Here is a 19,842-nt window from a genome sequence, read left to right on the forward strand (position 1 = left end):
TACTTTTGGAATTTAGGTTTTAAATCATCTTTTTGTATAAATAATTGACAGTCATGATGAAATGTGATATTATACTATGTACGCATGTGTTAGGTGGCTAATACCTGAAGCAGCGATTTTATAATTTCGGAGGTGAACAGATGTTTGCAGTAATTAAAACTGGAGGGAAACAATACAAAGTTGAAGTAGGTTCATTATTAAAAGTTGAAAAATTAGCCGTAGAAGTTGGAGCTGAAGTTTCGTTTGAAGAAGTATTAATGGTAGGAGAAAAAATTGGATCACCATTAGTTGAGGGAGCTAAAGTAGTAGCTGAAGTTAAAGAACATGGTAAAGGTAAAAAAGTTATCAACTTTAAATATAACAAAAAAACATACTACAGAAAAAAAGGTCATAGACAACACTATACTTTAATTGAAGTTAAAGAAATTAAAGGATAATTATGACATATATTGAATTTTCTGAAAAAGAAGATAAAATTGTATCCTATTTAATTAAAGGGCATACAGAAGCATATAACTATGGTAAAGATATAGTTTGTGCATCAATTTCTGCTACATCTATTATGACATTAAATGGATTAATAGAAGTTTTAAAAGTTAAGAAATTGAATTATGAAATGAGGGATGGATATATTTTTTGTGATTTAAGAAATGTTGATGAAGATGATTTAATTAAATCTCAAAGTTTAATAAAATCATTATCTATAATGCTTGAAAGTATTGCAAAGGATTATCCAAAAAATGTACAATTTAGAACTAGGAGGTATGAAAAATGATATTAAAGTTGAATTTACAATTATTCGCCTCAAAAAAAGGACAAGGATCTACTAAGAATGGAAGAGATTCTAATCCTAAATATTTAGGAGTAAAAAGATATGATGGTGAAGCTGTAAAGGCTGGAAATATAATTGTTAGACAAAGAGGAACTAAATTCCATGCAGGAAATAACATGGGAATTGGGAAAGATTATACTTTATTTGCTTTAATTGAAGGTTATGTTAAATTTGAAACATTCAAAGGTAAAAAAAGAGTAAGTATTTATCCAGAAAAAATAGTTAAATAATAAATAAGAAAAGCCTTTTAATAATAAAAGGCTTTTTTTTAAAGGTGAATATATATGACTAAAAAATATAGAGTAAAACAAGTTCTTGAAGTACTTAGAAATAAGTTTAAAAATCCACAAATAGCCTTAAATTACAAAAATGAATATCAGTTAATGGTTGCAGTAATTTTATCTGCACAATGTACAGATAAAAGAGTAAATATAGTTACAGAGGAATTTTTTAAAGTTATAGAGAAACCAGAAGACATGGAAAAACTATCTTTAGAAGAAGTTGAAAAGTATATTAAATCTACAGGTTTTTATAAAAACAAAGCATTGAATTTAAAAGCTAATGCAAAAATTTTAATAGAAAAATATAACTCTGTATTACCAAAGACTATGGAAGAATTAATCAAACTTCCTGGTGTTGGTAGAAAAACTGCTAATGTACTTTTAGGAGATCTTTGGGGAAAAAGAGAGGGAATAGTTGTAGATACACATGTTAGAAGATTATCTAATTTAATAGGTTTTGTTGATACTGATAATGTAGAGGTTATTGAAAAAGAATTAATGAAGATAATTCCTAAAAAATATTGGTATGAATATTCACATTTTTTAATTTTACATGGCAGAGATAAATGTATTGCCAGACGACCTAAATGTCATGAATGTGAAATAAGGTATTTATGTAAATATAATGAAAAAAACAAAGAAAAGGTATAGAAATGAAAAAAATATTAATATTAATTTGCACTTTTACTTTAAGTATTTATGGTATGGAAAAAGAGAAAGAAGAAAGAATACCAATAATCTATACTGCTTTAGCTGATGGAACGGAAGTTATAGATATTAATTCAGAAAATATAGTACCTATTGCTTCTTTAACAAAAGTTATGAATGTATTAGTTGCAAAAGATCAAATATCAAAAGGGAATTTTTCTTTAAAAGATAAGGTTGTTTTTGATAAATATACTGCTTTTATAACGGGAGGAGCTATATCTGTATGGAGTGGAGATGATAGTTACACTTTAGAAGATTTATTAAAGGCACAGATGATATTTTCTTCTAATAATTCTGCATATGCAGTTGCAAAGCATGTAGGTAGAGGAGATATTAATGAATATATTAGATTAATGAATAAAAAAGCTAGGGAAATAGGAATGTATAATACATATTTCGCATCTCCAGCAGGGCTTCCACCAAGACTTAATAAAGGATTTGGAATGGATGTTTCTACTGCAAAAGACCTATATTTATTAACTAAATATGTAATTAAAAATACAGATATTTTAGATTACAGTAATACAAAAAGTATTAAATTTCCTAATAGTAAAGATTCACTAAGAGTATATTATAATAGAATTAGTATATTAGGAGAATATGGAGTAATTGGATTAAAAACTGGATATCATAGTGAATCAGGTTATAATATTATAATTGTTTCTAAAATAGGTGATTCAATGGTTATTTCAATTTCTCTTAATTCTGAAACAGAAAAAGAAAGATATGACTTACAAAGAGAGATACTTTCAAAATTAAGTGAAAGATTAGAAAAATTTATTGATAAAGATAAATCATATTATTTATTTGATTTAAAAGATTACAAAAAGAAAACATTAGAGGGTTATTTAAAAGAAGATGTAAATCTTATTAATTTAGGTCAAGAATTTACATATGATATAAAATTAAATGATATAGATGATAATATAAATATAGATGATGAAATTGCCACTTTATATGTAATGCTTAATGGAGAAGTTGTTGTTACTAAACCAATATTTGCTAAAAATGAAAATAGAAAATTAAATTGGTTTGAAAAGATTCTTAGACATATTAGTTTTGGACTATATTAAGGAGTATTTATGGATAAAAATATTTTAATACTTGGGCTTAGTGGTTCAGGTAAAACTACAGCACTTAAATTTTTAGAAGATAATGGATATAATGTTAGTTTAAATTATCCAATTAATCATTTATTAGAAATAAAAGATAATACTAAAAGTGCTATAGGTATATATGTAAAGTCTAAAGAAGAACTTGAAATTTTAAAAACTGTAATTAAATCTGATAGATTTAGTATAATATTTTTAGAAGCTAGTAATGAAGAACTTATTAAGAGATATGAGTTATTTAGAAAGACTCATCCATTTTTAAAAAATGTAGATTTAAAAAACTCTATAAATGCTGAAAGAGAATTTTTATCAGTATTAAAAGATTATGATATTAATATATTAGATACCACAGGATTAACACCTAAAATGTTATGTGAAAGATTAGAAAATACATATTTATTAAAAAAGAAAATATTAATTTCATCTTTTGGATATAAATATGGCATACCACAAGATGCTAATTATGTTTTTGATGTTAGATTTTTAGATAATCCATATTATTTAGAAGAATTAAAATATAAGACGGGGAATGATAAAGAAGTAGTAGATTATGTTATGTCTTTTGATGAAAGTATAAATTTATTTCAAAAAATACATGATTTTTTTGAGTATATATTACCAATATATTTTAAAAATACAAAAAATAGTATACATATTGCTATTGGTTGTACTGGAGGAAAACATAGATCAGTTACTTTGGTTAATGAATTATACAATAAACTTAAAAATAAATATGAAGTATATAAATTACATAGGGAGATAAAGTAATGTTTGATATAAAAAATATTCCAACAAATCCCGGTGTATATATGATGAAAGACATTAATGATAAAGTAATATATGTAGGAAAAGCTAAAAATCTTAAAAATAGGGTTAGTTCATATTTTAATAATCCTAAATCATCTATGAAAACTTTTGAACTTGTAAAACATATTAATGATATAGAATTTTTTTTATGTAATAGTGAATTAGAAGCTTTGATTTTAGAAAATAATTTAATCAAAAAATATTTACCCAAGTATAATATTTTATTAAAAGATAATAAAACATATCCATATTTAAAGATAACAAATGAGAAAATTCCACAAATAAGTGTAGTTAGAAGTAGAAAGTATTTAGAAGAAAGTACAGAAGCTTATTATTTTGGACCATATCCATTTAATATGAAAGAAATGATAAAGTTGTTACTTTCTGCATTTGATATGCAATATTTTAATATAGATATGTATAATAAGAAAATTATAGGTAATAATTTAAGATATAATAATATAAATAGAAACCTATATTTTGAAAATATTGAAGATGAAAATAAATATATTGAAAATTCAAAAGCAATGATAAATTTTCTTAAAAATAAGGATATGAGTATAATAGATAAATTACATAATGAAATGGTAGAATATTCTGAAAATTTAGAATATGAAAAAGCATTAGTTATTAGAAATAGAATAGAAAAATTAAACTCATTAATAAAAACTCAATTAATAGAGCATAGCCAACAAGTTGATGAAGATGTATTTGTATTAACTAATGTAGGTAATAATATATTTATTTGTATATTAAATATTAGAGATGGTAAAATTATTGGTAAAAATAATATTAGAGTTGATAATAAATATGAAGAACAAGATATATTTGAGACATTATTTTTATCATATTATGATAATAAGAAAATGCCTAAGAATATTATTATAGAAAATAAGTATAAAAGCAAAATTGAAATGCTTGAAAAATATTTTGAAACTGAAAAAAATAAAATAGTTAAGATACATGCTCCTATAATAAAAAGTAGAAGATTAAGTTTACTTGAATTAGGTAAGAAAAATTTAAATTATTATCTTGATGAATATATGAGAAGTGAAAAAGCTATATCTAAAGGTTTAATAGATTTAAAAAATGTTTTAAGTCTTAAAAAAATACCTAAGGTTATAGAATGTTTTGATATATCAAATATACAAGGTAAAGATGCTGTTTCAGCCATGAGTGTTACGGTTAATGGTAAGGCAGATAATAAGAGATATAGACATTTTAAGATTACTGTAAAAGATACTCCTGATGATTTTATGATGATGAGAGAAACTCTTACTAGAAGATACTCAAAACTTGAAATTGATGAGTTACCTGATGTAATTTTAATTGATGGTGGTAAGGGTCAATTAGGAGTTGCAGTAGAAGTATTAAAAGAATTAGAAAAAATTGATTTTGTAGATATAATTAGTATAGCTAAGAAAGAAGAATTAATTTTTAAGGCAGAAGAAAGTGAGCCTTATAGATTTGATAGAAATGATGAAGCTTTAAAAATATTAATTAGAACTAGAGATGAAGTACATAGATTTGGTATAACTTATCATAGAAAATTAAGATCAAAAAGGAATATAAAATCAGTTTTAGATGAAATAAGAGGAATAGGCCCAAAAAGAAAAAAAGAATTAATATTGAAATTTGGAAGTGTTAAAAACATTTTAGAGGCAAGTGAAAAAGAACTGTTAGAAATAGTTCCATTAAATGTAGTGCAAGAAATAAAAAAAAATTAGAATTTTGCATTTTGACATTTTATGTTGTATAATATAACAGTACGGAAAAAACAAATAGGAGGAAGCAATGAGTAATTATATTTTGGAAATGCTTAATATAAGAAAAGAATTCTTCGGTGGTAAAATCGTTGCAAATGATGATATTACACTAAAAATACAAACTGGAGAAATTCATGCTATCGTCGGTGAAAATGGAGCTGGGAAATCAACATTAATGAAAATTTTAAATGGATTATATGATCCAACATCAGGTAAAATTTTTTATAAGGGGAATGAAGTTACTATAGATACACCAACTGAAGCTGCAAAACTTGGTATAGGAATGGTTTATCAACATTTTATGTTAGTTGAAACATTAACTGTTGCCGAAAATATGGTTTTAGGATTTGAACCGTCAAAAAATAAGATATTTTTTGATTTAGAAACAGCAAGAAAAAAAGTTATGGAAGTTTCTGAAAAATATGGATTAAATATAGATCCAGATGCAAAAGTAGGAGATTTATCTGTTGGTATACAACAAAGAATTGAAATTTTAAAAATCTTATTTAAAGGTGCTGAATTATTAATTTTTGATGAACCAAGTGCTGTTTTAACTCCACAAGAAGTTATAGAGTTATATGGAATTATGCGTAATTTAATTAAAGAGGGTAAAACAATAATATTTATTACACATAAATTACAAGAAGTACTAGATTTATCAGATAATATCACAGTTATACGTCGTGGAAAAGATGTAGGTAATTTAAAAACAAGTGAAGCAACAAAAACAGTAATAGCAAATATGATGGTAGGAAGAGAAGTTCTATTTGATATTAAAAAAGAAAAAGTTGAAATAGGAAAACCTTTAGTTAAGGTAGAAAATATAGTTGCTTTAAATGATCAAGGTGCTAAAAAAGTAAAAGGAGTATCTTTTGAAATTAAAGAAGGTGAAGTACTTGGTATAGCAGGGGTTGAAGGTAATGGTCAAACTGAACTTATTGAAGTATTAGCTGGACTTAGAAAAGCACAAGAAGGAACATATAGTATTGATGGTGTAGAATTAGTTAATACTAGTCCTAGAAATATTAGATTATCTGGACTTTCACATGTACCTGAAGATAGACATAAAAGAGCTACTATAGATGAGTTTACAGTAAATGAAAACTTAATCTTAGGAGATATGGATAAATATGTAAATAAAGGTATAATAAACTTTAATACAGTTCTTAAAAATACTAAGGAAATGATAGAAAAATATGATATAAGACCTGTTGATGGAACTGTAATATATGGTGGATTATCTGGTGGAAATCAACAAAAAGTTGTTATAGCTAGAGAATTAGAAAAAGAAAATAAATTTATTATAGCATCTCAACCTACAAGAGGAGTAGATATAGGTGCGATAGAAATGATACATAATACAATATTACATGAAAGAACTAAAGGGAAAGCTATACTTGTTGTATCCGCTGAACTTACAGAAGTTATGACATTAAGTGATAGAATAGCTGTTATGTATTCTGGTAAAATAGTTGGGTTATTAGATAGAAAAGATGCCACTATGGAAAAATTAGGAATATTAATGGCAGGAGGTAAATTAGATGAGTAAATTTAAAAAGACATTTTATAATATTTTACCATCATTATTAGCTGTAATTATAGCTTTATTTGCTGGAGCTTTAATAATGATGTCAAGAGGAGTTAATCCTATTGAAGCTTATGCTGCAATGTTTAAGAGTTCTTTATATCAATCATCTCCTAAGTTTCCATTTAATGGTCTTGCAAAGACATTAGTTTTTGCTACACCATTAATGTTCTCTGCTATAGCAGTAATGATAGCTTTTAAAGCAGGATTATTTAATATAGGAGTACAAGGACAATTAGTAGCTGGAGGATTAGGGGCAGTAATTTCAGGTACATTTATTACTAGATATTTAGATAGCTTTGGTATTTTAAATATATTAATATGTTTATTCTTTGCTGCATTATTTGGATTTTTATGGGCATCACTTGCAGGATTCTTGAAATCAAAATATAATATACATGAAGTAATTAGTACTATAATGTTAAATTATATTATGATTAATTTACAAAGATATTTAATAAATCCATCAAATGGACCTTTAAAAGATCCAACTACAAATAATAACATTACTGAAAAAGTATTTGAAGCATCAAGATTACCTTTGTTTTTCTATGAACAAACTAAACAAAATTTAAATCTTGGGTTTATTATAATAATAGTGTTAATTATAGCTTCATATTTCTTCTTTGAAAAAACAAGACTTGGATATGAAATTAAAGCAGTAGGATTTAATCCAACTTCTTCTGAAAATGCAGGGATTAATCCTAAATTAGTAGCATTTATAGCTATGGGACTTGCAGGAGCAGTTGCAGGTTTAGGTGGAGCTGAAAGAGTTTTAGGTGGTGCTGCTGAATATAGATATACAGATTTTATTATGGGTGATTATGGATTCACTGGTCTAGCGATAGCTTTATTAGGTAAAAATAATCCTATAGGAATATTCTTTGCGGCTATATTTTATGCTTCGCTTGAAATTGGTGGACAAACTTTACAAAGACAATTTAATATAGATAAAGAAATAGTATTCATTATTCAAGCATTGATAATTATATTAGTTGCTGCTGAGAACTTATTTAAGTATCTTTTAAATAAGAGAAAGGGGAAATAGATGGAAGCACTAAAAATAATATTAATACAAACAATTAAGGTTGCTCCTCCAGTTTTAATTACTGCAGTTGGAGCTTGTTTATCAGAATTATCAGGGGTTACTAACATTGGTCTTGAAGGAATGATGCTTACAGGTGCATTTACAGCAGCTGTTGTAAATTATTTCACAGGTAATCCGTATTTAGCTATAGTTTGTGGTATGTTTGTTGGAGCTATAATGTCATTAATACATGCAGTAATAAGTATACATTTAAAAGGTGAGCAAATTATAAGTGGGGTTGCAATTAACTTATTTGCAGTTGCAGTAACTTCATATTTAGTTAAAGTAATATTTAAAGCTTCTGGATCTACTCCAGCTGCTTCAAGTCATCCTAATAATACTTTAATAATTTGTTTGATTTATGCCTTAGCAATACTTTCATATTTCTTAGTATTTAAGACAATATTTGGACTTAGATTAAGAGCAGTTGGGGAACACCCATTAGCTGCTGATACTGTAGGTATAAATGTATATAAATATAGATATATAGGAGTTTTACTTTCAGGTGTATATGCAGGACTTGGAGGGGCATATATGACTACAGTAATACTTTCAAACTTTACAAATAATATGTCAGCTGGGCGTGGATTTATGGCGTTAGCTGCTATGATATTTGGTAGATGGAACCCATTAGGTGCAATACTTGCTAGTTTATTGTTTGCGTTTGGACAAGCAGTTTCAGACTTTACAAAAGCAAGTGGTGGAAGTGTACCACAAGAATTTTTAGCTATGATACCGTATCTTTTAACTTTAATTGCATTAGTAATGTTCGGACGTAAATCAAGAGCACCTAAGGCAAGTGGAAAACCTTACGAAAAATAGTTAAAATATTATATGTTTTAAAAATTTTCTTTTGAAAATTTTAAAATAAGGGTATTGCTTTTTAAGTGAAAAAAAGGTATAATTAAATGCAACAAATATTTAGGAGGAATTTTAAATGAAAAAATTATTTGGAATTTTTACAGTTTTATTAACTTTCATTTTTGTTCTATCATGTGGAGCAAAAACTGAAAACTCATCTGCTGATCAACCAGCTAAAAAAATAGCTATTGTTTATTCAACAGGTGGAAAAGGAGATAAATCATTTAATGATTCATCATTTAGAGGAATGGAAAAAGCTAAAGCAGAATTAGGAATCGAATTCTCAGAATACGAACCTAAAGATCCTTCAGTAGAAGCTAAAAACCAATTAACTGAATATGCTCAAACAGGAGAATATGAATTAATAATTGGTGTTGGATATACTATGAAAGAATCAGTAGAAGCTGTTGCAGCTGAATATCCTAATCAAAAATTTGCTTTAATAGATGATGTTATCGAAGGAAAAGACAATGTAGCTTCATTAATGTTCAGAGAACAAGAAGGAGCATTCTTAACAGGTGCTTTAGCAGCTATGATGACAAAAACTAACGTTTTAGGATTTGTAGGAGCAGTAGAAGCTCCAGTTATTCATAGATTTGCTACAGGATTTATTCAAGGAGCAAGACACGTTAATCCTGATATAACAATATTATCAGCTTACATAAATGGTTCTAATCCTTTCAATGATCCAGTTGCTGGAAAACAATTATCAGAAAGCTTAATAGCTCAAAACACTGATATAGTTATGCACGCAGCAGGAGCTAGTGGAGCAGGAGTATTTAAAGCAGCACAAGAAAAAAATGTATACGCTATAGGAGTTGACTCTAATCAAGATGCTGAAGCTCCTGGAATAATTTTAACTTCAATGGTTAAAAATGTTGACGTAGCAGTTTTTGAAACTATTAAAGCTGTTCTTGAAGGAAACTTTAAATCAGGTGTTCAATACTTTGGTATTGCTGAAGATGGAGTTGGAATTACTGAATTAGAATTTACTAAAGATTTAATTGGACAAGAAAATATTGACAAATTAGATGCTTTAAAAAATGAAATTAAAGAAGGTAAAATTAAAGTTGATGAAAACGGTCCTTTAAAATAGGATAAATAAAATCAGGACTTAGGTCCTGATTTTTATTAACTATATTGACAAATTATTGAAATAGAGGTAAAATGATATAGAAATAATAAATAAATATTATTAATACACTTAGTTGCAATAAATTCAACCTAAGTTAAAAAAAACAGGAATTATTTTTCCTGTTTTTTTGTCTGGAAAGTAAATTAATAATATTAGATTAATATATGAAAGGAATTGTTATGAGAGTTGTTGATATTATTCAAAATAAAAGAGATGGTTTTGAATTAAGTACTGAAGAAATAAGATTTATATTAAACGAGTACATGCAAGAAAAAGTTCCTGAATATCAAATTGCATCATTTTTAATGGCAACATATTTTCAAGGAATGACAGATAGAGAATTAGTTGATTTTACAATGGCTATGAGAGATTCAGGTGATATTATTGAATTTCCTAAAATTGACAAATTTTTAGTTGATAAACATAGTACTGGTGGGGTAGGAGATAAAGTTACTGTTGTACTTGCTCCATTACTTGCATCATTAGGTATGGCGACAGCTAAATTATCAGGAAAAGGATTAGGGCATACTGGAGGAACTATAGATAAGTTTGAATCTATAGACGGTTTTAACTTTTCAAATACTAAGGAAGAATTATCTGAAATTGCTATGAAAACTGGAATAGGTTTAATGGGATCTAGTGATAAGATAGTTCCACTTGATAAAAAAATATATGCTTTAAGAGATGTTACAGCTACTGTACCATCAATACCATTAATTGCAAGTAGTATAATGAGTAAAAAATTAGCTATACAAAATGACGTAATCATACTAGATGTTAAAGTTGGTGATGGTGCATTCATGAAAACTATTGAAATTGCAAGAGAACTTGCAAAAAGAATGGTTGCAATAGGTAAAGGTACTAATAGACAAGTTAAGGTTGTTTTATCTAATATGGATGAACCTTTAGGACATAATATTGGTAACGCATTAGAAATAATAGAGGGGATAGAAGCCTTAAAAGGGAATATATCTGCCGATTTAAAAGAAGTAGTATATACAATAGTTTCACTTGCATTAAAAGCTAAAGGTGATATTAAAGAGTTATCAGAAGGAAAACAAATTATTGATGATATTATTAAAACTGGTAAACCATTAGAATTTTTTGCTAAATTCATTAAAGAAAGTGGAGGAAATCCAGAAATAGTAAATGACTATAAATTACTTCCTACAGCTAAAAACTGTTTAGAAGTTAAATCAATATCTTCTGGAATAGTAACTAAAATAAAAACTGAAGAAATAGGTAAGGCAGCTATGGTTATAGGTGCAGGAAGAGAAACTAAGGATTCTATTATAGATCATGCAGTTGGAATAAGTATACTTAAAAAAGTAGGAGATAAAGTAGAAAAAGATGAAGTTATTGCTAAGATTTACTATAATGATGCAAGTAGAGTAAATACTTCAAAAGAAATGGTAATTGAATCATATGTTATTGGAAATGAAAAATTAGAAGTAATAACACCAATATTAGATATTATAGAATAAAAAATAGGAGGAATAATTATGTTAAATATTGCGAAATATATTGACCATACAGTATTAAAAGCTACAACTAAATCATGTGAAATTAAAAAACTTTGTGAGGAAGCAAAAGAATATGGATTTTATTCTGTTTGTGTAAATGGTTGTTACGTTAAAGAAGCAAAACAATTATTAGAGGGTAGTGAAGTTAAAATTGCAGCAGTAGTTGGATTTCCATTAGGAGCAATGACTAAAGATGCTAAAGTTTTTGAAGCAAAAGAAGCTATTTCAAATGGAGCAAATGAAATAGATATGGTAATTAATGTTGGTAAATTACTAGAGGGAGATTCTAAATACGTAGAAGATGAAATTCGTGCTATTAAAGAAGCTATAGGAAGTAATGTATTAAAAGTAATAATTGAAACTTGTTATTTAAATGACGAACAAAAAATATTAGCTTGTGAATTATCATTAAATGCTAATGCTGATTTCGTTAAAACATCAACTGGATTTGGTACAGGAGGTGCTACATTTGAAGATGTAATTTTAATGAAAAAAGTTGTAGGAGATAAAGCAGAAGTTAAAGCAAGTGGTGGAGTTAAGAGTTTAGAAACTGCTGAAAAATATGTAGAAATAGGAGCTACTCGTTTAGGTACAAGTTCAGGAGTTGAAATTTTAACTGGAGCTAAAGCAGATCCAACAAAATATTAATATAAGGAGTGATGTACCATGGCAACGGCACATATAGGAGCAACAAAAGGGGAAATAGCTGAAACGATACTATTACCAGGAGATCCACTAAGAGCAAAATATATAGCTGAAACATTTTTAGAAGATGTAGTAAAATATAATGATGTAAGAGGAATGTTAGGATTTACTGGAACATATAAAGGGAAAAGAATATCTGTACAGGGGACTGGTATGGGAGTACCGTCAATAGGAATATATATACATGAATTAATAAATGAATTTGGAGTAAAAAATTTAATAAGAATTGGAACTGCTGGTTCAACTAATGCTGATGTTAAAATCAGAGATGTAGTTGTAGCTTTATCAGCATCTACTGATTCAGCAATTAATAAATTGAGATTTAATGGAGCAGATTATGCACCTACTGTAAGTTCTAATTTATTATTTAAAGTATATGAAATGGCTAAAACTAAAGGTATAAATTTAAAAGCTGGAAATATTTTGACTAGCGATACTTTTTATTATGATAATATAGATGAGTGGAAGAAATGGTCTGAATTTGGTGTTTTATGCGTTGAAATGGAAACATCTCAATTATATACTACGGCAGCTAAATTTAATGTTAATGCTTTGACATTATTAACTATAAGTGATTCATTGGTTACAGGTGAAACTACTACAGCAGAAGAAAGACAAATCACTTTTAATGAAATGATTACTTTAGCATTAGATTCTGCAATCACATTTTAAGGAGTAATATGAATAGATATAGTGAACAAGAAATTAGAAAATATATTGAAAAGGCTAATAATTTATTAGAAAAATCTTATAGCCCTTATTCTAAATATAAAGTGGCAGCTGTTATGGTAGATAGTGATGGAACATTACATGAGGGTGTAAATGTTGAAAACGCATCATATGGACTTACTATATGTGCAGAAAGAAATGCCATAGCTTCAGCAGTTACTAAAGGAATGAAAAAAATTGATTTAATAGTAATCACTGGAGATGTAGAAAAACCAATTAGCCCTTGTGGAATGTGTAGACAATTTATTAGAGAATTTGCTAAAAAGGATACATTAATTGTACTTGGATCATTAAGATCAAATGATTATATTTTATGGACTGTTGAAGATATGATACCATATTCTTTTGGTCCTGAAGATTTAGATAAATAAAAATGCCCTAGGGCATTTTTTATTTTATTTGCATGATAATTTAATTAGTACTTGATTTTATTATGTTTGGTATGTTAAAATAATAGAAATAACTAAAGAGAGGTAAAGAAAGTGAAAGATTGGGAAGCAGGAATAGTAAGAAAGATTATTACGGAAGAACAATTAAAATCAAGAATAGAAGAATTAGGAGAACAAATTACTAATGATTATAAAGATGATGATGCAGAGTTTATTGTTGTTGGTATATTAAAAGGTTCTATACTATTTATGGCAGATTTAATTAGAAAAATAAGATTACCTTTAAAAATAGATTTTATGGAAGTTTCTAGCTATGGAGATAGTTTTGAAACAACTAAAGATGTTAAAATTATTAAAGATTTAGATTATTCAGTAAGAGGTAAGAATGTATTAATAGTGGAAGATATTATAGATTCAGGATTAACTTTAAAGAAAGTTTTACAACTTATTGGTAAAAGAGGACCTAAGAATGTAATTTTATGTACTTTACTTGATAAAGTAACTAAAAGAGAAGTTGATATTGACATACAATATACTGGATTTGAAATACCTAATGAGTTTGTCTTAGGTTATGGATTAGATTTTATACAAGAATATAGAAATATTCCATATATTGGAGTAATGGATTTAGAAAAATATGAAAAAGAAAAGAAATAGTGAAGAACACAAGCATAAGAAGAAATTTGGACAAAATTTTTTAGATGATAAAATATTATTAGAAAAAATAAAAGAAGTAACTAATATTAATGCTAATGACAATATTATTGAAATAGGTCCAGGTATAGGATTTTTAACATCAATGATATTAGAAAGTGGAGCTAAATTAACATCTTTTGAAATTGATAATGATTTAATACCAATTTTAAAGAAAAAATTTGAAAATTATGATAATTTTGAATTAATACATGTTGATTTTCTTTTATATAATCTTGAAAATATTATGGAAAAAGATAAAGAATATAGAGTTATAGCTAATATTCCTTACTATATTACTGCACCGATTATAAATAAGCTTTTAGAATTTAAAGATAACATTAAAGATATATATTTAATGGTTCAAAAAGAGGTTGGTGAAAGACTTAATTTTGAGAAAAATACTAGTAATAGAGGTGTATTTACTCATGTTGTTGGATTTCATTCTAAAGTAGAGTATTTATTTACTGTGGAAAAAGAATTTTTTGATCCAGTCCCTAAAGTTGATTCAGCTTTTATTAGAATTATTATAGATAAAGAAGAAAAATATTCTAAATTAATTTCTTTTGAAAAATATTTGAAATATGTTAAATCAAGCTTTGTTTCTAAAAGAAAAAGTATTTCTAATAATTTAAAAGCTATAGGCATATCTAAAGATATTACAGAAAATACATTAGAAATTATTGGAAAGAATAAGAATAGTAGAGCTGAAGAATTATCAATAGAAGATTTTATAAATTTGATTAATATTATAGAAAAGGAATAAATATGCAAAGTTACGAATATATTATTAGTACAGATAAATACAATATTGATTTTATAAATAAAGTTGTAGAAGCCTATGAGGGTTTGGCTATAATAAGAACTCTTGATAGAAAAGAGGGATTAATAAAATTATTGACTAATACTTATTTTATAAATGATGTTAATTTATTAATTGATAAATTTATAAAAAATGGTATAGAAATGACAATACTTGAAGAAAGAATATGGAAAGGAGAACTATAATGCAAGATTATTACTTAGAATTAGTAAATTTTTGGTTGGAAAATTTAACAGGATCAAGAGAAAATTATGAAATTACAGTTCAAGTTAAAGAGAAAAATTATTATATTGATATATTTGCAAATAAGAATGAAATAGGGAAAATTATAGGTAAAAATGGTAAAATAATTACTAGTTTAAGAAACCTTGTGGGTTCAATTGCAAACAAGAATAAAGATAATGTAACTTTAAAAGTAAACGAAAAAATTATTTAGTTAAAAAGTCTAGTAAAATAGACTTTTTTTAGTTTGTAAAACACCATAAACTGTGGTATAATTTTTATATAAAATATATTATGTAAGGGAGTTTTTATTATGGGAAATAAGATTACAAAAGGAATATATCCAGAATTAGTATTTGAATTTTTTGAAAAAATTTCTGAAATACCAAGAGGATCAGGTAAAGAAAAACAAATTAGTGATTGGTTAGTTAATTTTGCAAAAGAAAGAAATCTTGAAGTACATCAAGATAAATATCATAACGTAATAATTAAGAAAAATGCAACATCAGGATATGAAAAATATCTTCCTGTAATTATACAAGGTCATATAGATATGGTTTGGGAAAAGAATAAAGATGTTAATTTTGATTTTGAAACACAAGGTATTAAATTAAAAGTAGAAGATGGATTTTTAAAAGCAGATGGAACTACTCTTGGTGCAGATAATGGTATAGCTGTTGCAATGGCACTTGCTTTATTAGATTCTAAAGATATAGAACATCCAGCTTTAGAAATACTTTTAACTTCAGATGAAGAAGTTAATATGAGTGGAGCTGAAAATCTTGATGTAACTAAATTAAGTGCTAAAAAAATGCTTAATCTTGATACAGAAGAAGTTGGAGCTATTTATGTAAGTAGTGCTGGAGGAGCATCTATTAAATTAAGAACTGAAGTTGATAATTTTGAATTAAAGTCAGATGATAATATATATTCATTAGAAATTTTAGGGTTAAAAGGTGGACATTCTGGAGCAGAAATACATTTAAAATTAGGTAATTCAATTAAAATATTAATGGAAGCTTTAAAACATCTTGAATTAAAACTAAACTATGAATTAATCATGTTTGATGGTGGTAATAAAGATAATGCTATACCTAGGGAAGCTATTGCATATATTGCAACTAAGGCTTCAAAGGAAGAAATTACTGAATTAATGGATAAATTTATCGATGTTAAAGTTGATGAATATAAGGAAGAAGAAACAAATTTAAGATATGAATTAAATGATTTAACAGATAGAACATTAAGAAAAATATCTGAAAGAGACACTAGAAAAGTCGTAGCTTTATATAATGAATTTCCTCATGGAGTAAGAACTATGAGTAAAAATATTGAAGGATTAGTACAAACTTCATTAAATTGTGGAGTATTAAAAACAGAAACAATAGGTAATAAAACAATATTTAGAGTAAATTCATTATTAAGAAGTTCAAATATAAAGGAATTAGATGAATTACAAGAATTTTTAATAGAATTAGGTAAAAAATATGAAACTTATGGAGAAAAAGTTCCATCATTTTATCCATGGGAATATAAGGAAGATTCAACTTTAAGGGAACTTGCTACTAAAGTATTTAAAAATAAATATGGAAGAGATATTGAAATTAAAGCAATACATGCAGGACTTGAATGTGGTATGTTTACAGAAAAAATAAAAGATTTAGATGTAATTTCATTTGGTCCGAATATATTTGGAGCACATACTCCTGATGAAAAAATGGAAATAGAAAGTGTAGCTTTAACATGGGATTACCTATTACAAATTTTAAAAGAATATAATTTAGTTGATTAGTTATGAAAAAATTAAAAATTGAAGAAATTGTTGTTGTTGAGGGAAGAGATGATGTAACTAGATTATCTCAAGTAATAGATGCAACAATAGTACAGTTAAATGGAAGTACTGGTCTTAGTAAAGAAAAAATATCATACATTAATGAATTATCAAAAAGAAAGGATATTTTACTTTTTACTGACCCTGATTTTACTGGAAAAAAAATAAGAGAAAAGATAAATAAAAATATTGAGGGTAAAGTCATTAATATATATGTTTCCAGGGAAGAGGCTACAAGAAATGGGAATGTAGGTGTTGAAAATATTAATAATAAAAAAATATATGATATATTTAGTGAGTATTTATCTAATAAATTAGTAAGTAATGATAATAAAGAGAAATATGTTTATAATATAGATAAGTTACTTGAAAATGGTTTAATAGGAGATAAATTATCTAAATTAAAAAGAGAAATTATAGGGGATATATTAAAAATAGGTTACTATAATTCCAAAGGATTATTGTCAATGTTAAATTGTATGAATATATCATATGCTGACTTTGAAAATGCAGTACTTATGATGAATAAAAAAATAGATAAAAAAGAAAAAGTAGGCATTATTTTTGGTAAATTTATACCATTACATATGGGACATGTAAATTTCATTAAATATGCTTCAAATGAAGTAGATAAATTGCATGTGTTATTGTGTGTTGAAAGAGATAGAGATTTTAATTTATTAATTAATTCAAGATTACCAAAAATCTTAACTGAAAATGATAGATTATATTATTTGAAAAAAGAAGTAGAAATGCTACCTAATGTTGAAGTTCATATATTAAGAGAAGAGGGAATAGCATATTATCCTAATGGTTGGAAAGATTGGACAGATAGAGTAGCTAAATTACTTAAGGAAAATAATATTAAGATTAATACAGTTTTTACAAATGAGATAGAAGATAAAAGTAATTATGAAAAATATTTTGTGAATAATGAAGTATTTTCAAAAGAATTAGATGTACATTTAATAGATCCTAAAAGATTTGAATACAATGTTTCATCAACAAAAATAAGAAATGATTTTGAAAGATATAAAGCATATTTACCTAAGGCGTTACAAGATTTTTTTAAGAGGTAAAAAAATGATAAAAAAAGTTGACAAATACTGTATCTTATGCTAGAATTAAAAAGCTGATATAAAATCAGTATCTGTATTACCAATACAAATTTTTATATTGGGAGGAATGAAAATGAGAGTACAAGTTATTTTAGAATGCACTGAAACAAAGTTAAGACATTATGTTACAACTAAGAACAAAAAAACTCATCCTGAAAGAATTGAGTTAAGAAAATACAACCCAGTGTTGAAAAGATATTCTCTATATAGAGAAGTAAAATAATTATTTAAAATAGGCCAGTAGTTCAATGGTAGAGCGTCGGTCTCCAAAACCGAATGTTGTAGGTTCGAGTCCTATCTGGCCTGCCATTTTAAGAATATGGAGTTAATATATGAAAAAAGAGAAAATGAATTTATTGAATCAAATAATAGCTGAGTATAAACAAGTACAATGGCCAAGTAAGGCTGAAGTGTTTCAAGTTACTATAGTAGTATTATTAATAACTTTATTTGTTTCTTTGATGATATTAATATTTGATTTTAGCTTTACAACATTTATGGGTAGATTTTCAAGTATTGTAAAATCACTATTTAGTTAGGGGGCTGAAGACTAATGATAATAGAAAATAAAGAATATGTTAAAAAATGGTATATAATTCATACTTATTCAGGATACGAAAAAAAAGTAAAAACTGATTTAGAAAAAAGAATTATGTCAGAAAATTTAAATGATAAAGTTTTTAGAATATTAGTACCTGAAGAAAAAGTATTTGAAGAAAAAAAAGGTAAAATGGTACCAGTGTTTAGAAAAATATTTCCTAGTTATGTACTAGTTGAGATGTTAGCTTTTAGAGATGCGACTGAAGATTCTGTAAGTTACAGAGTAGATAGTAGAGCATGGTATATAATACGTAATACTAATGGTGTTACAGGGTTTGTTGGTGTTGGTTCTGATCCATTACCAATGGATGAAAAGGAAGTTGAAGACATATTTAGCAAAATGAGTAATGAAGATTTTCAAGAAAAATCAAATTATGAAATTGGAGATTATGTTAAGACTTTAGATGGTATAGAGGGAACAGTTGAGCATATAGACTATATTGCTAAACAAGTTAAAATAGTAATTCAAGTAGGAAGTAGACCTACTACATTAACTTTAGGATTAAATGAAGTTACTAAATTTTAGAATTATATAGTAATAAAAGTGGGAGATTTAATATTCAGTTACCACAAAGGAGGAAAATAGAAAATGGCTAAAAACAATAAAGAAGTCGTGGATAAAGTAAAATTACAATTAAGTGCTGGTAAAGCAAATCCTGCACCACCAGTTGGGTCAGCATTAGGACCAAAAGGAATTAATATTCCTGAATTTTGTAAACAATTTAATGCACAAACACAAGATAAACCTGGGTTTATAATTCCAGTAGAAATTTCAATCTATGCAGATAGAAGCTTTAGTTTTGTTTTAAAAACACCACCTGCATCAGATTTATTAAAGAAAGCTGCAAAAGTTGAAAAAGGAGCACAAAACTCTGTTAAAGATGTAGCTGGAAAAATTTCAAAAGCTCAATTACAAGAGATTGCTGAAACTAAAATGCCAGATTTAAATGCTGGAACAGTAGAATCAGCTATGAATATTATTGCTGGAACAGCAAGAAGTATGGGAATTAAAATAGAAGACTAATAATATGAAAT

25 protein-coding genes and 1 tRNA gene are annotated in these 19,842 nt (G+C 26.5%); all 26 read left to right on the forward strand.

Going from position 1 to position 19,842, the window contains the following annotated elements; all coding sequences use genetic code 11:
* Nucleotides 1–140 precede the first annotated feature (140 nt).
* Nucleotides 141–437 carry a 50S ribosomal protein L21 gene (gene rplU / locus BT993_RS01830; RefSeq protein ID WP_072592953.1) on the forward strand — a complete coding sequence of 99 codons (297 nt, stop codon included), beginning with the start codon at nt 141–143 and terminating at the stop codon, nt 435–437.
* 2 nt (nt 438–439) lie between these two features.
* Nucleotides 440–775 (forward strand): ribosomal-processing cysteine protease Prp, encoded by a 336-nt coding sequence (locus BT993_RS01835; protein ID WP_072592954.1) that lies wholly within the window; start codon nt 440–442, stop codon nt 773–775.
* The gene (rpmA, locus tag BT993_RS01840; RefSeq protein ID WP_072592955.1) at nt 772–1,062 is read left to right on the forward strand and encodes a 50S ribosomal protein L27; all 291 of its coding nucleotides are present in this window, start codon (nt 772–774) and stop codon (nt 1,060–1,062) included. Before BT993_RS01835 ends, rpmA begins: the two co-directional genes overlap by 4 nt.
* Before the next feature lie 54 nt (nt 1,063–1,116).
* Complete coding sequence (gene nth / locus BT993_RS01845; protein ID WP_072592956.1) at nt 1,117–1,764, forward strand: endonuclease III; 648 nt, start codon at nt 1,117–1,119, stop codon at nt 1,762–1,764.
* 2 nt (nt 1,765–1,766) lie between these two features.
* On the forward strand, nt 1,767–2,894 hold the full coding sequence (locus BT993_RS01850) for a D-alanyl-D-alanine carboxypeptidase family protein (RefSeq protein WP_072592957.1): 1,128 nt from the start codon (nt 1,767–1,769) through the stop codon (nt 2,892–2,894).
* A 9-nt stretch (nt 2,895–2,903) separates the two neighbouring features.
* Nucleotides 2,904–3,701, forward strand: a complete 798-nt coding sequence (gene rapZ, locus BT993_RS01855) for an RNase adapter RapZ (protein ID WP_072592958.1) — start codon at nt 2,904–2,906, stop codon at nt 3,699–3,701.
* Nucleotides 3,701–5,467, forward strand: a complete 1,767-nt coding sequence (gene uvrC, locus BT993_RS01860; protein WP_072592959.1) for an excinuclease ABC subunit UvrC — start codon at nt 3,701–3,703, stop codon at nt 5,465–5,467. Before rapZ ends, uvrC begins: the two co-directional genes overlap by 1 nt.
* Nucleotides 5,468–5,534: 67 nt before the next feature.
* Complete coding sequence (locus BT993_RS01865; RefSeq protein WP_072592960.1) at nt 5,535–7,055, forward strand: ABC transporter ATP-binding protein; 1,521 nt, start codon at nt 5,535–5,537, stop codon at nt 7,053–7,055.
* Nucleotides 7,048–8,139, forward strand: coding sequence for an ABC transporter permease (locus BT993_RS01870; protein ID WP_072592961.1), 1,092 nt, complete (start codon nt 7,048–7,050; stop codon nt 8,137–8,139). The genes BT993_RS01865 and BT993_RS01870 overlap by 8 nt, the downstream gene beginning before the upstream one ends.
* Entirely contained in the window at nt 8,140–9,000 is an 861-nt protein-coding gene (locus BT993_RS01875) for an ABC transporter permease (RefSeq protein ID WP_072592962.1), read from the forward strand.
* A gap of 115 nt (nt 9,001–9,115) precedes the next feature.
* Nucleotides 9,116–10,135, forward strand: coding sequence for a BMP family lipoprotein (locus BT993_RS01880; RefSeq protein WP_072592963.1), 1,020 nt, complete (start codon nt 9,116–9,118; stop codon nt 10,133–10,135).
* 218 nt (nt 10,136–10,353) lie between these two features.
* The gene (locus BT993_RS01885) at nt 10,354–11,658 is read left to right on the forward strand and encodes a thymidine phosphorylase (RefSeq protein ID WP_072592964.1); all 1,305 of its coding nucleotides are present in this window, start codon (nt 10,354–10,356) and stop codon (nt 11,656–11,658) included.
* An 18-nt stretch (nt 11,659–11,676) separates the two neighbouring features.
* Nucleotides 11,677–12,345 (forward strand): deoxyribose-phosphate aldolase, encoded by a 669-nt coding sequence (deoC, locus tag BT993_RS01890; RefSeq protein ID WP_072592965.1) that lies wholly within the window; start codon nt 11,677–11,679, stop codon nt 12,343–12,345.
* A gap of 18 nt (nt 12,346–12,363) precedes the next feature.
* Complete coding sequence (gene deoD, locus BT993_RS01895) at nt 12,364–13,074, forward strand: purine-nucleoside phosphorylase (RefSeq protein WP_072592966.1); 711 nt, start codon at nt 12,364–12,366, stop codon at nt 13,072–13,074.
* Nucleotides 13,075–13,082: 8 nt separating this feature from the next.
* Nucleotides 13,083–13,502 carry a cytidine deaminase gene (gene cdd / locus BT993_RS01900; protein ID WP_072592967.1) on the forward strand — a complete coding sequence of 140 codons (420 nt, stop codon included), beginning with the start codon at nt 13,083–13,085 and terminating at the stop codon, nt 13,500–13,502.
* A 111-nt stretch (nt 13,503–13,613) separates the two neighbouring features.
* Nucleotides 13,614–14,177 carry a hypoxanthine phosphoribosyltransferase gene (gene hpt, locus BT993_RS01905; RefSeq protein ID WP_072592968.1) on the forward strand — a complete coding sequence of 188 codons (564 nt, stop codon included), beginning with the start codon at nt 13,614–13,616 and terminating at the stop codon, nt 14,175–14,177.
* Nucleotides 14,158–14,979, forward strand: coding sequence for a 16S rRNA (adenine(1518)-N(6)/adenine(1519)-N(6))-dimethyltransferase RsmA (gene rsmA / locus BT993_RS01910; RefSeq protein WP_072592969.1), 822 nt, complete (start codon nt 14,158–14,160; stop codon nt 14,977–14,979). The genes hpt and rsmA overlap by 20 nt, the downstream gene beginning before the upstream one ends.
* Before the next feature lie 2 nt (nt 14,980–14,981).
* Nucleotides 14,982–15,221, forward strand: a complete 240-nt coding sequence (locus BT993_RS01915; protein WP_072592970.1) for a DUF4911 domain-containing protein — start codon at nt 14,982–14,984, stop codon at nt 15,219–15,221.
* Nucleotides 15,221–15,472, forward strand: coding sequence for a KH domain-containing protein (locus BT993_RS01920; protein ID WP_072592971.1), 252 nt, complete (start codon nt 15,221–15,223; stop codon nt 15,470–15,472). Before BT993_RS01915 ends, BT993_RS01920 begins: the two co-directional genes overlap by 1 nt.
* A 99-nt stretch (nt 15,473–15,571) precedes the next feature.
* Nucleotides 15,572–17,050 (forward strand): aminoacyl-histidine dipeptidase, encoded by a 1,479-nt coding sequence (locus BT993_RS01925; RefSeq protein WP_072592972.1) that lies wholly within the window; start codon nt 15,572–15,574, stop codon nt 17,048–17,050.
* Nucleotides 17,051–17,052: 2 nt separating this feature from the next.
* Complete coding sequence (rnmV, locus tag BT993_RS07315) at nt 17,053–18,168, forward strand: ribonuclease M5 (protein WP_072592973.1); 1,116 nt, start codon at nt 17,053–17,055, stop codon at nt 18,166–18,168.
* Nucleotides 18,169–18,280: 112 nt separating this feature from the next.
* The gene (gene rpmG, locus BT993_RS01935) at nt 18,281–18,430 is read left to right on the forward strand and encodes a 50S ribosomal protein L33 (protein WP_012858555.1); all 150 of its coding nucleotides are present in this window, start codon (nt 18,281–18,283) and stop codon (nt 18,428–18,430) included.
* An 11-nt stretch (nt 18,431–18,441) separates the two neighbouring features.
* Nucleotides 18,442–18,516 (forward strand) — tRNA-Trp (locus BT993_RS01940).
* 23 nt (nt 18,517–18,539) lie between these two features.
* Nucleotides 18,540–18,746: a preprotein translocase subunit SecE gene (secE, locus tag BT993_RS01945; RefSeq protein WP_244147531.1), complete on the forward strand. Its 207-nt coding sequence runs from the start codon at nt 18,540–18,542 to the stop codon at nt 18,744–18,746.
* A gap of 14 nt (nt 18,747–18,760) precedes the next feature.
* Nucleotides 18,761–19,333, forward strand: coding sequence for a transcription termination/antitermination NusG family protein (locus tag BT993_RS01950; protein WP_072592974.1), 573 nt, complete (start codon nt 18,761–18,763; stop codon nt 19,331–19,333).
* A 63-nt stretch (nt 19,334–19,396) separates the two neighbouring features.
* Entirely contained in the window at nt 19,397–19,831 is a 435-nt protein-coding gene (gene rplK / locus BT993_RS01955; protein WP_072592975.1) for a 50S ribosomal protein L11, read from the forward strand.
* Nucleotides 19,832–19,842 lie beyond the last annotated feature (11 nt).

Origin of the sequence: Streptobacillus ratti (assembly GCF_001891165.1) — a bacterium.
Lineage (GTDB): Bacteria > Fusobacteriota > Fusobacteriia > Fusobacteriales > Leptotrichiaceae > Streptobacillus > Streptobacillus ratti.

Coding starts and splice junctions, on each gene's coding strand:
- rplU (WP_072592953.1), top strand. CDS start 141: ATGTTTGCAGTAATTAAAACTGGAGGGAAACAATACAAAGTTGAAGTA.
- BT993_RS01835 (WP_072592954.1), top strand. CDS start 440: ATGACATATATTGAATTTTCTGAAAAAGAAGATAAAATTGTATCCTAT.
- rpmA (WP_072592955.1), top strand. CDS start 772: ATGATATTAAAGTTGAATTTACAATTATTCGCCTCAAAAAAAGGACAA.
- nth (WP_072592956.1), top strand. CDS start 1,117: ATGACTAAAAAATATAGAGTAAAACAAGTTCTTGAAGTACTTAGAAAT.
- BT993_RS01850 (WP_072592957.1), top strand. CDS start 1,767: ATGAAAAAAATATTAATATTAATTTGCACTTTTACTTTAAGTATTTAT.
- rapZ (WP_072592958.1), top strand. CDS start 2,904: ATGGATAAAAATATTTTAATACTTGGGCTTAGTGGTTCAGGTAAAACT.
- uvrC (WP_072592959.1), top strand. CDS start 3,701: ATGTTTGATATAAAAAATATTCCAACAAATCCCGGTGTATATATGATG.
- BT993_RS01865 (WP_072592960.1), top strand. CDS start 5,535: ATGAGTAATTATATTTTGGAAATGCTTAATATAAGAAAAGAATTCTTC.
- BT993_RS01870 (WP_072592961.1), top strand. CDS start 7,048: ATGAGTAAATTTAAAAAGACATTTTATAATATTTTACCATCATTATTA.
- BT993_RS01875 (WP_072592962.1), top strand. CDS start 8,140: ATGGAAGCACTAAAAATAATATTAATACAAACAATTAAGGTTGCTCCT.
- BT993_RS01880 (WP_072592963.1), top strand. CDS start 9,116: ATGAAAAAATTATTTGGAATTTTTACAGTTTTATTAACTTTCATTTTT.
- BT993_RS01885 (WP_072592964.1), top strand. CDS start 10,354: ATGAGAGTTGTTGATATTATTCAAAATAAAAGAGATGGTTTTGAATTA.
- deoC (WP_072592965.1), top strand. CDS start 11,677: ATGTTAAATATTGCGAAATATATTGACCATACAGTATTAAAAGCTACA.
- deoD (WP_072592966.1), top strand. CDS start 12,364: ATGGCAACGGCACATATAGGAGCAACAAAAGGGGAAATAGCTGAAACG.
- cdd (WP_072592967.1), top strand. CDS start 13,083: ATGAATAGATATAGTGAACAAGAAATTAGAAAATATATTGAAAAGGCT.
- rsmA (WP_072592969.1), top strand. CDS start 14,158: ATGAAAAAGAAAAGAAATAGTGAAGAACACAAGCATAAGAAGAAATTT.
- BT993_RS01915 (WP_072592970.1), top strand. CDS start 14,982: ATGCAAAGTTACGAATATATTATTAGTACAGATAAATACAATATTGAT.
- BT993_RS01920 (WP_072592971.1), top strand. CDS start 15,221: ATGCAAGATTATTACTTAGAATTAGTAAATTTTTGGTTGGAAAATTTA.
- BT993_RS01925 (WP_072592972.1), top strand. CDS start 15,572: ATGGGAAATAAGATTACAAAAGGAATATATCCAGAATTAGTATTTGAA.
- rnmV (WP_072592973.1), top strand. CDS start 17,053: ATGAAAAAATTAAAAATTGAAGAAATTGTTGTTGTTGAGGGAAGAGAT.
- rpmG (WP_012858555.1), top strand. CDS start 18,281: ATGAGAGTACAAGTTATTTTAGAATGCACTGAAACAAAGTTAAGACAT.
- secE (WP_244147531.1), top strand. CDS start 18,540: ATGAAAAAAGAGAAAATGAATTTATTGAATCAAATAATAGCTGAGTAT.
- BT993_RS01950 (WP_072592974.1), top strand. CDS start 18,761: ATGATAATAGAAAATAAAGAATATGTTAAAAAATGGTATATAATTCAT.
- rplK (WP_072592975.1), top strand. CDS start 19,397: ATGGCTAAAAACAATAAAGAAGTCGTGGATAAAGTAAAATTACAATTA.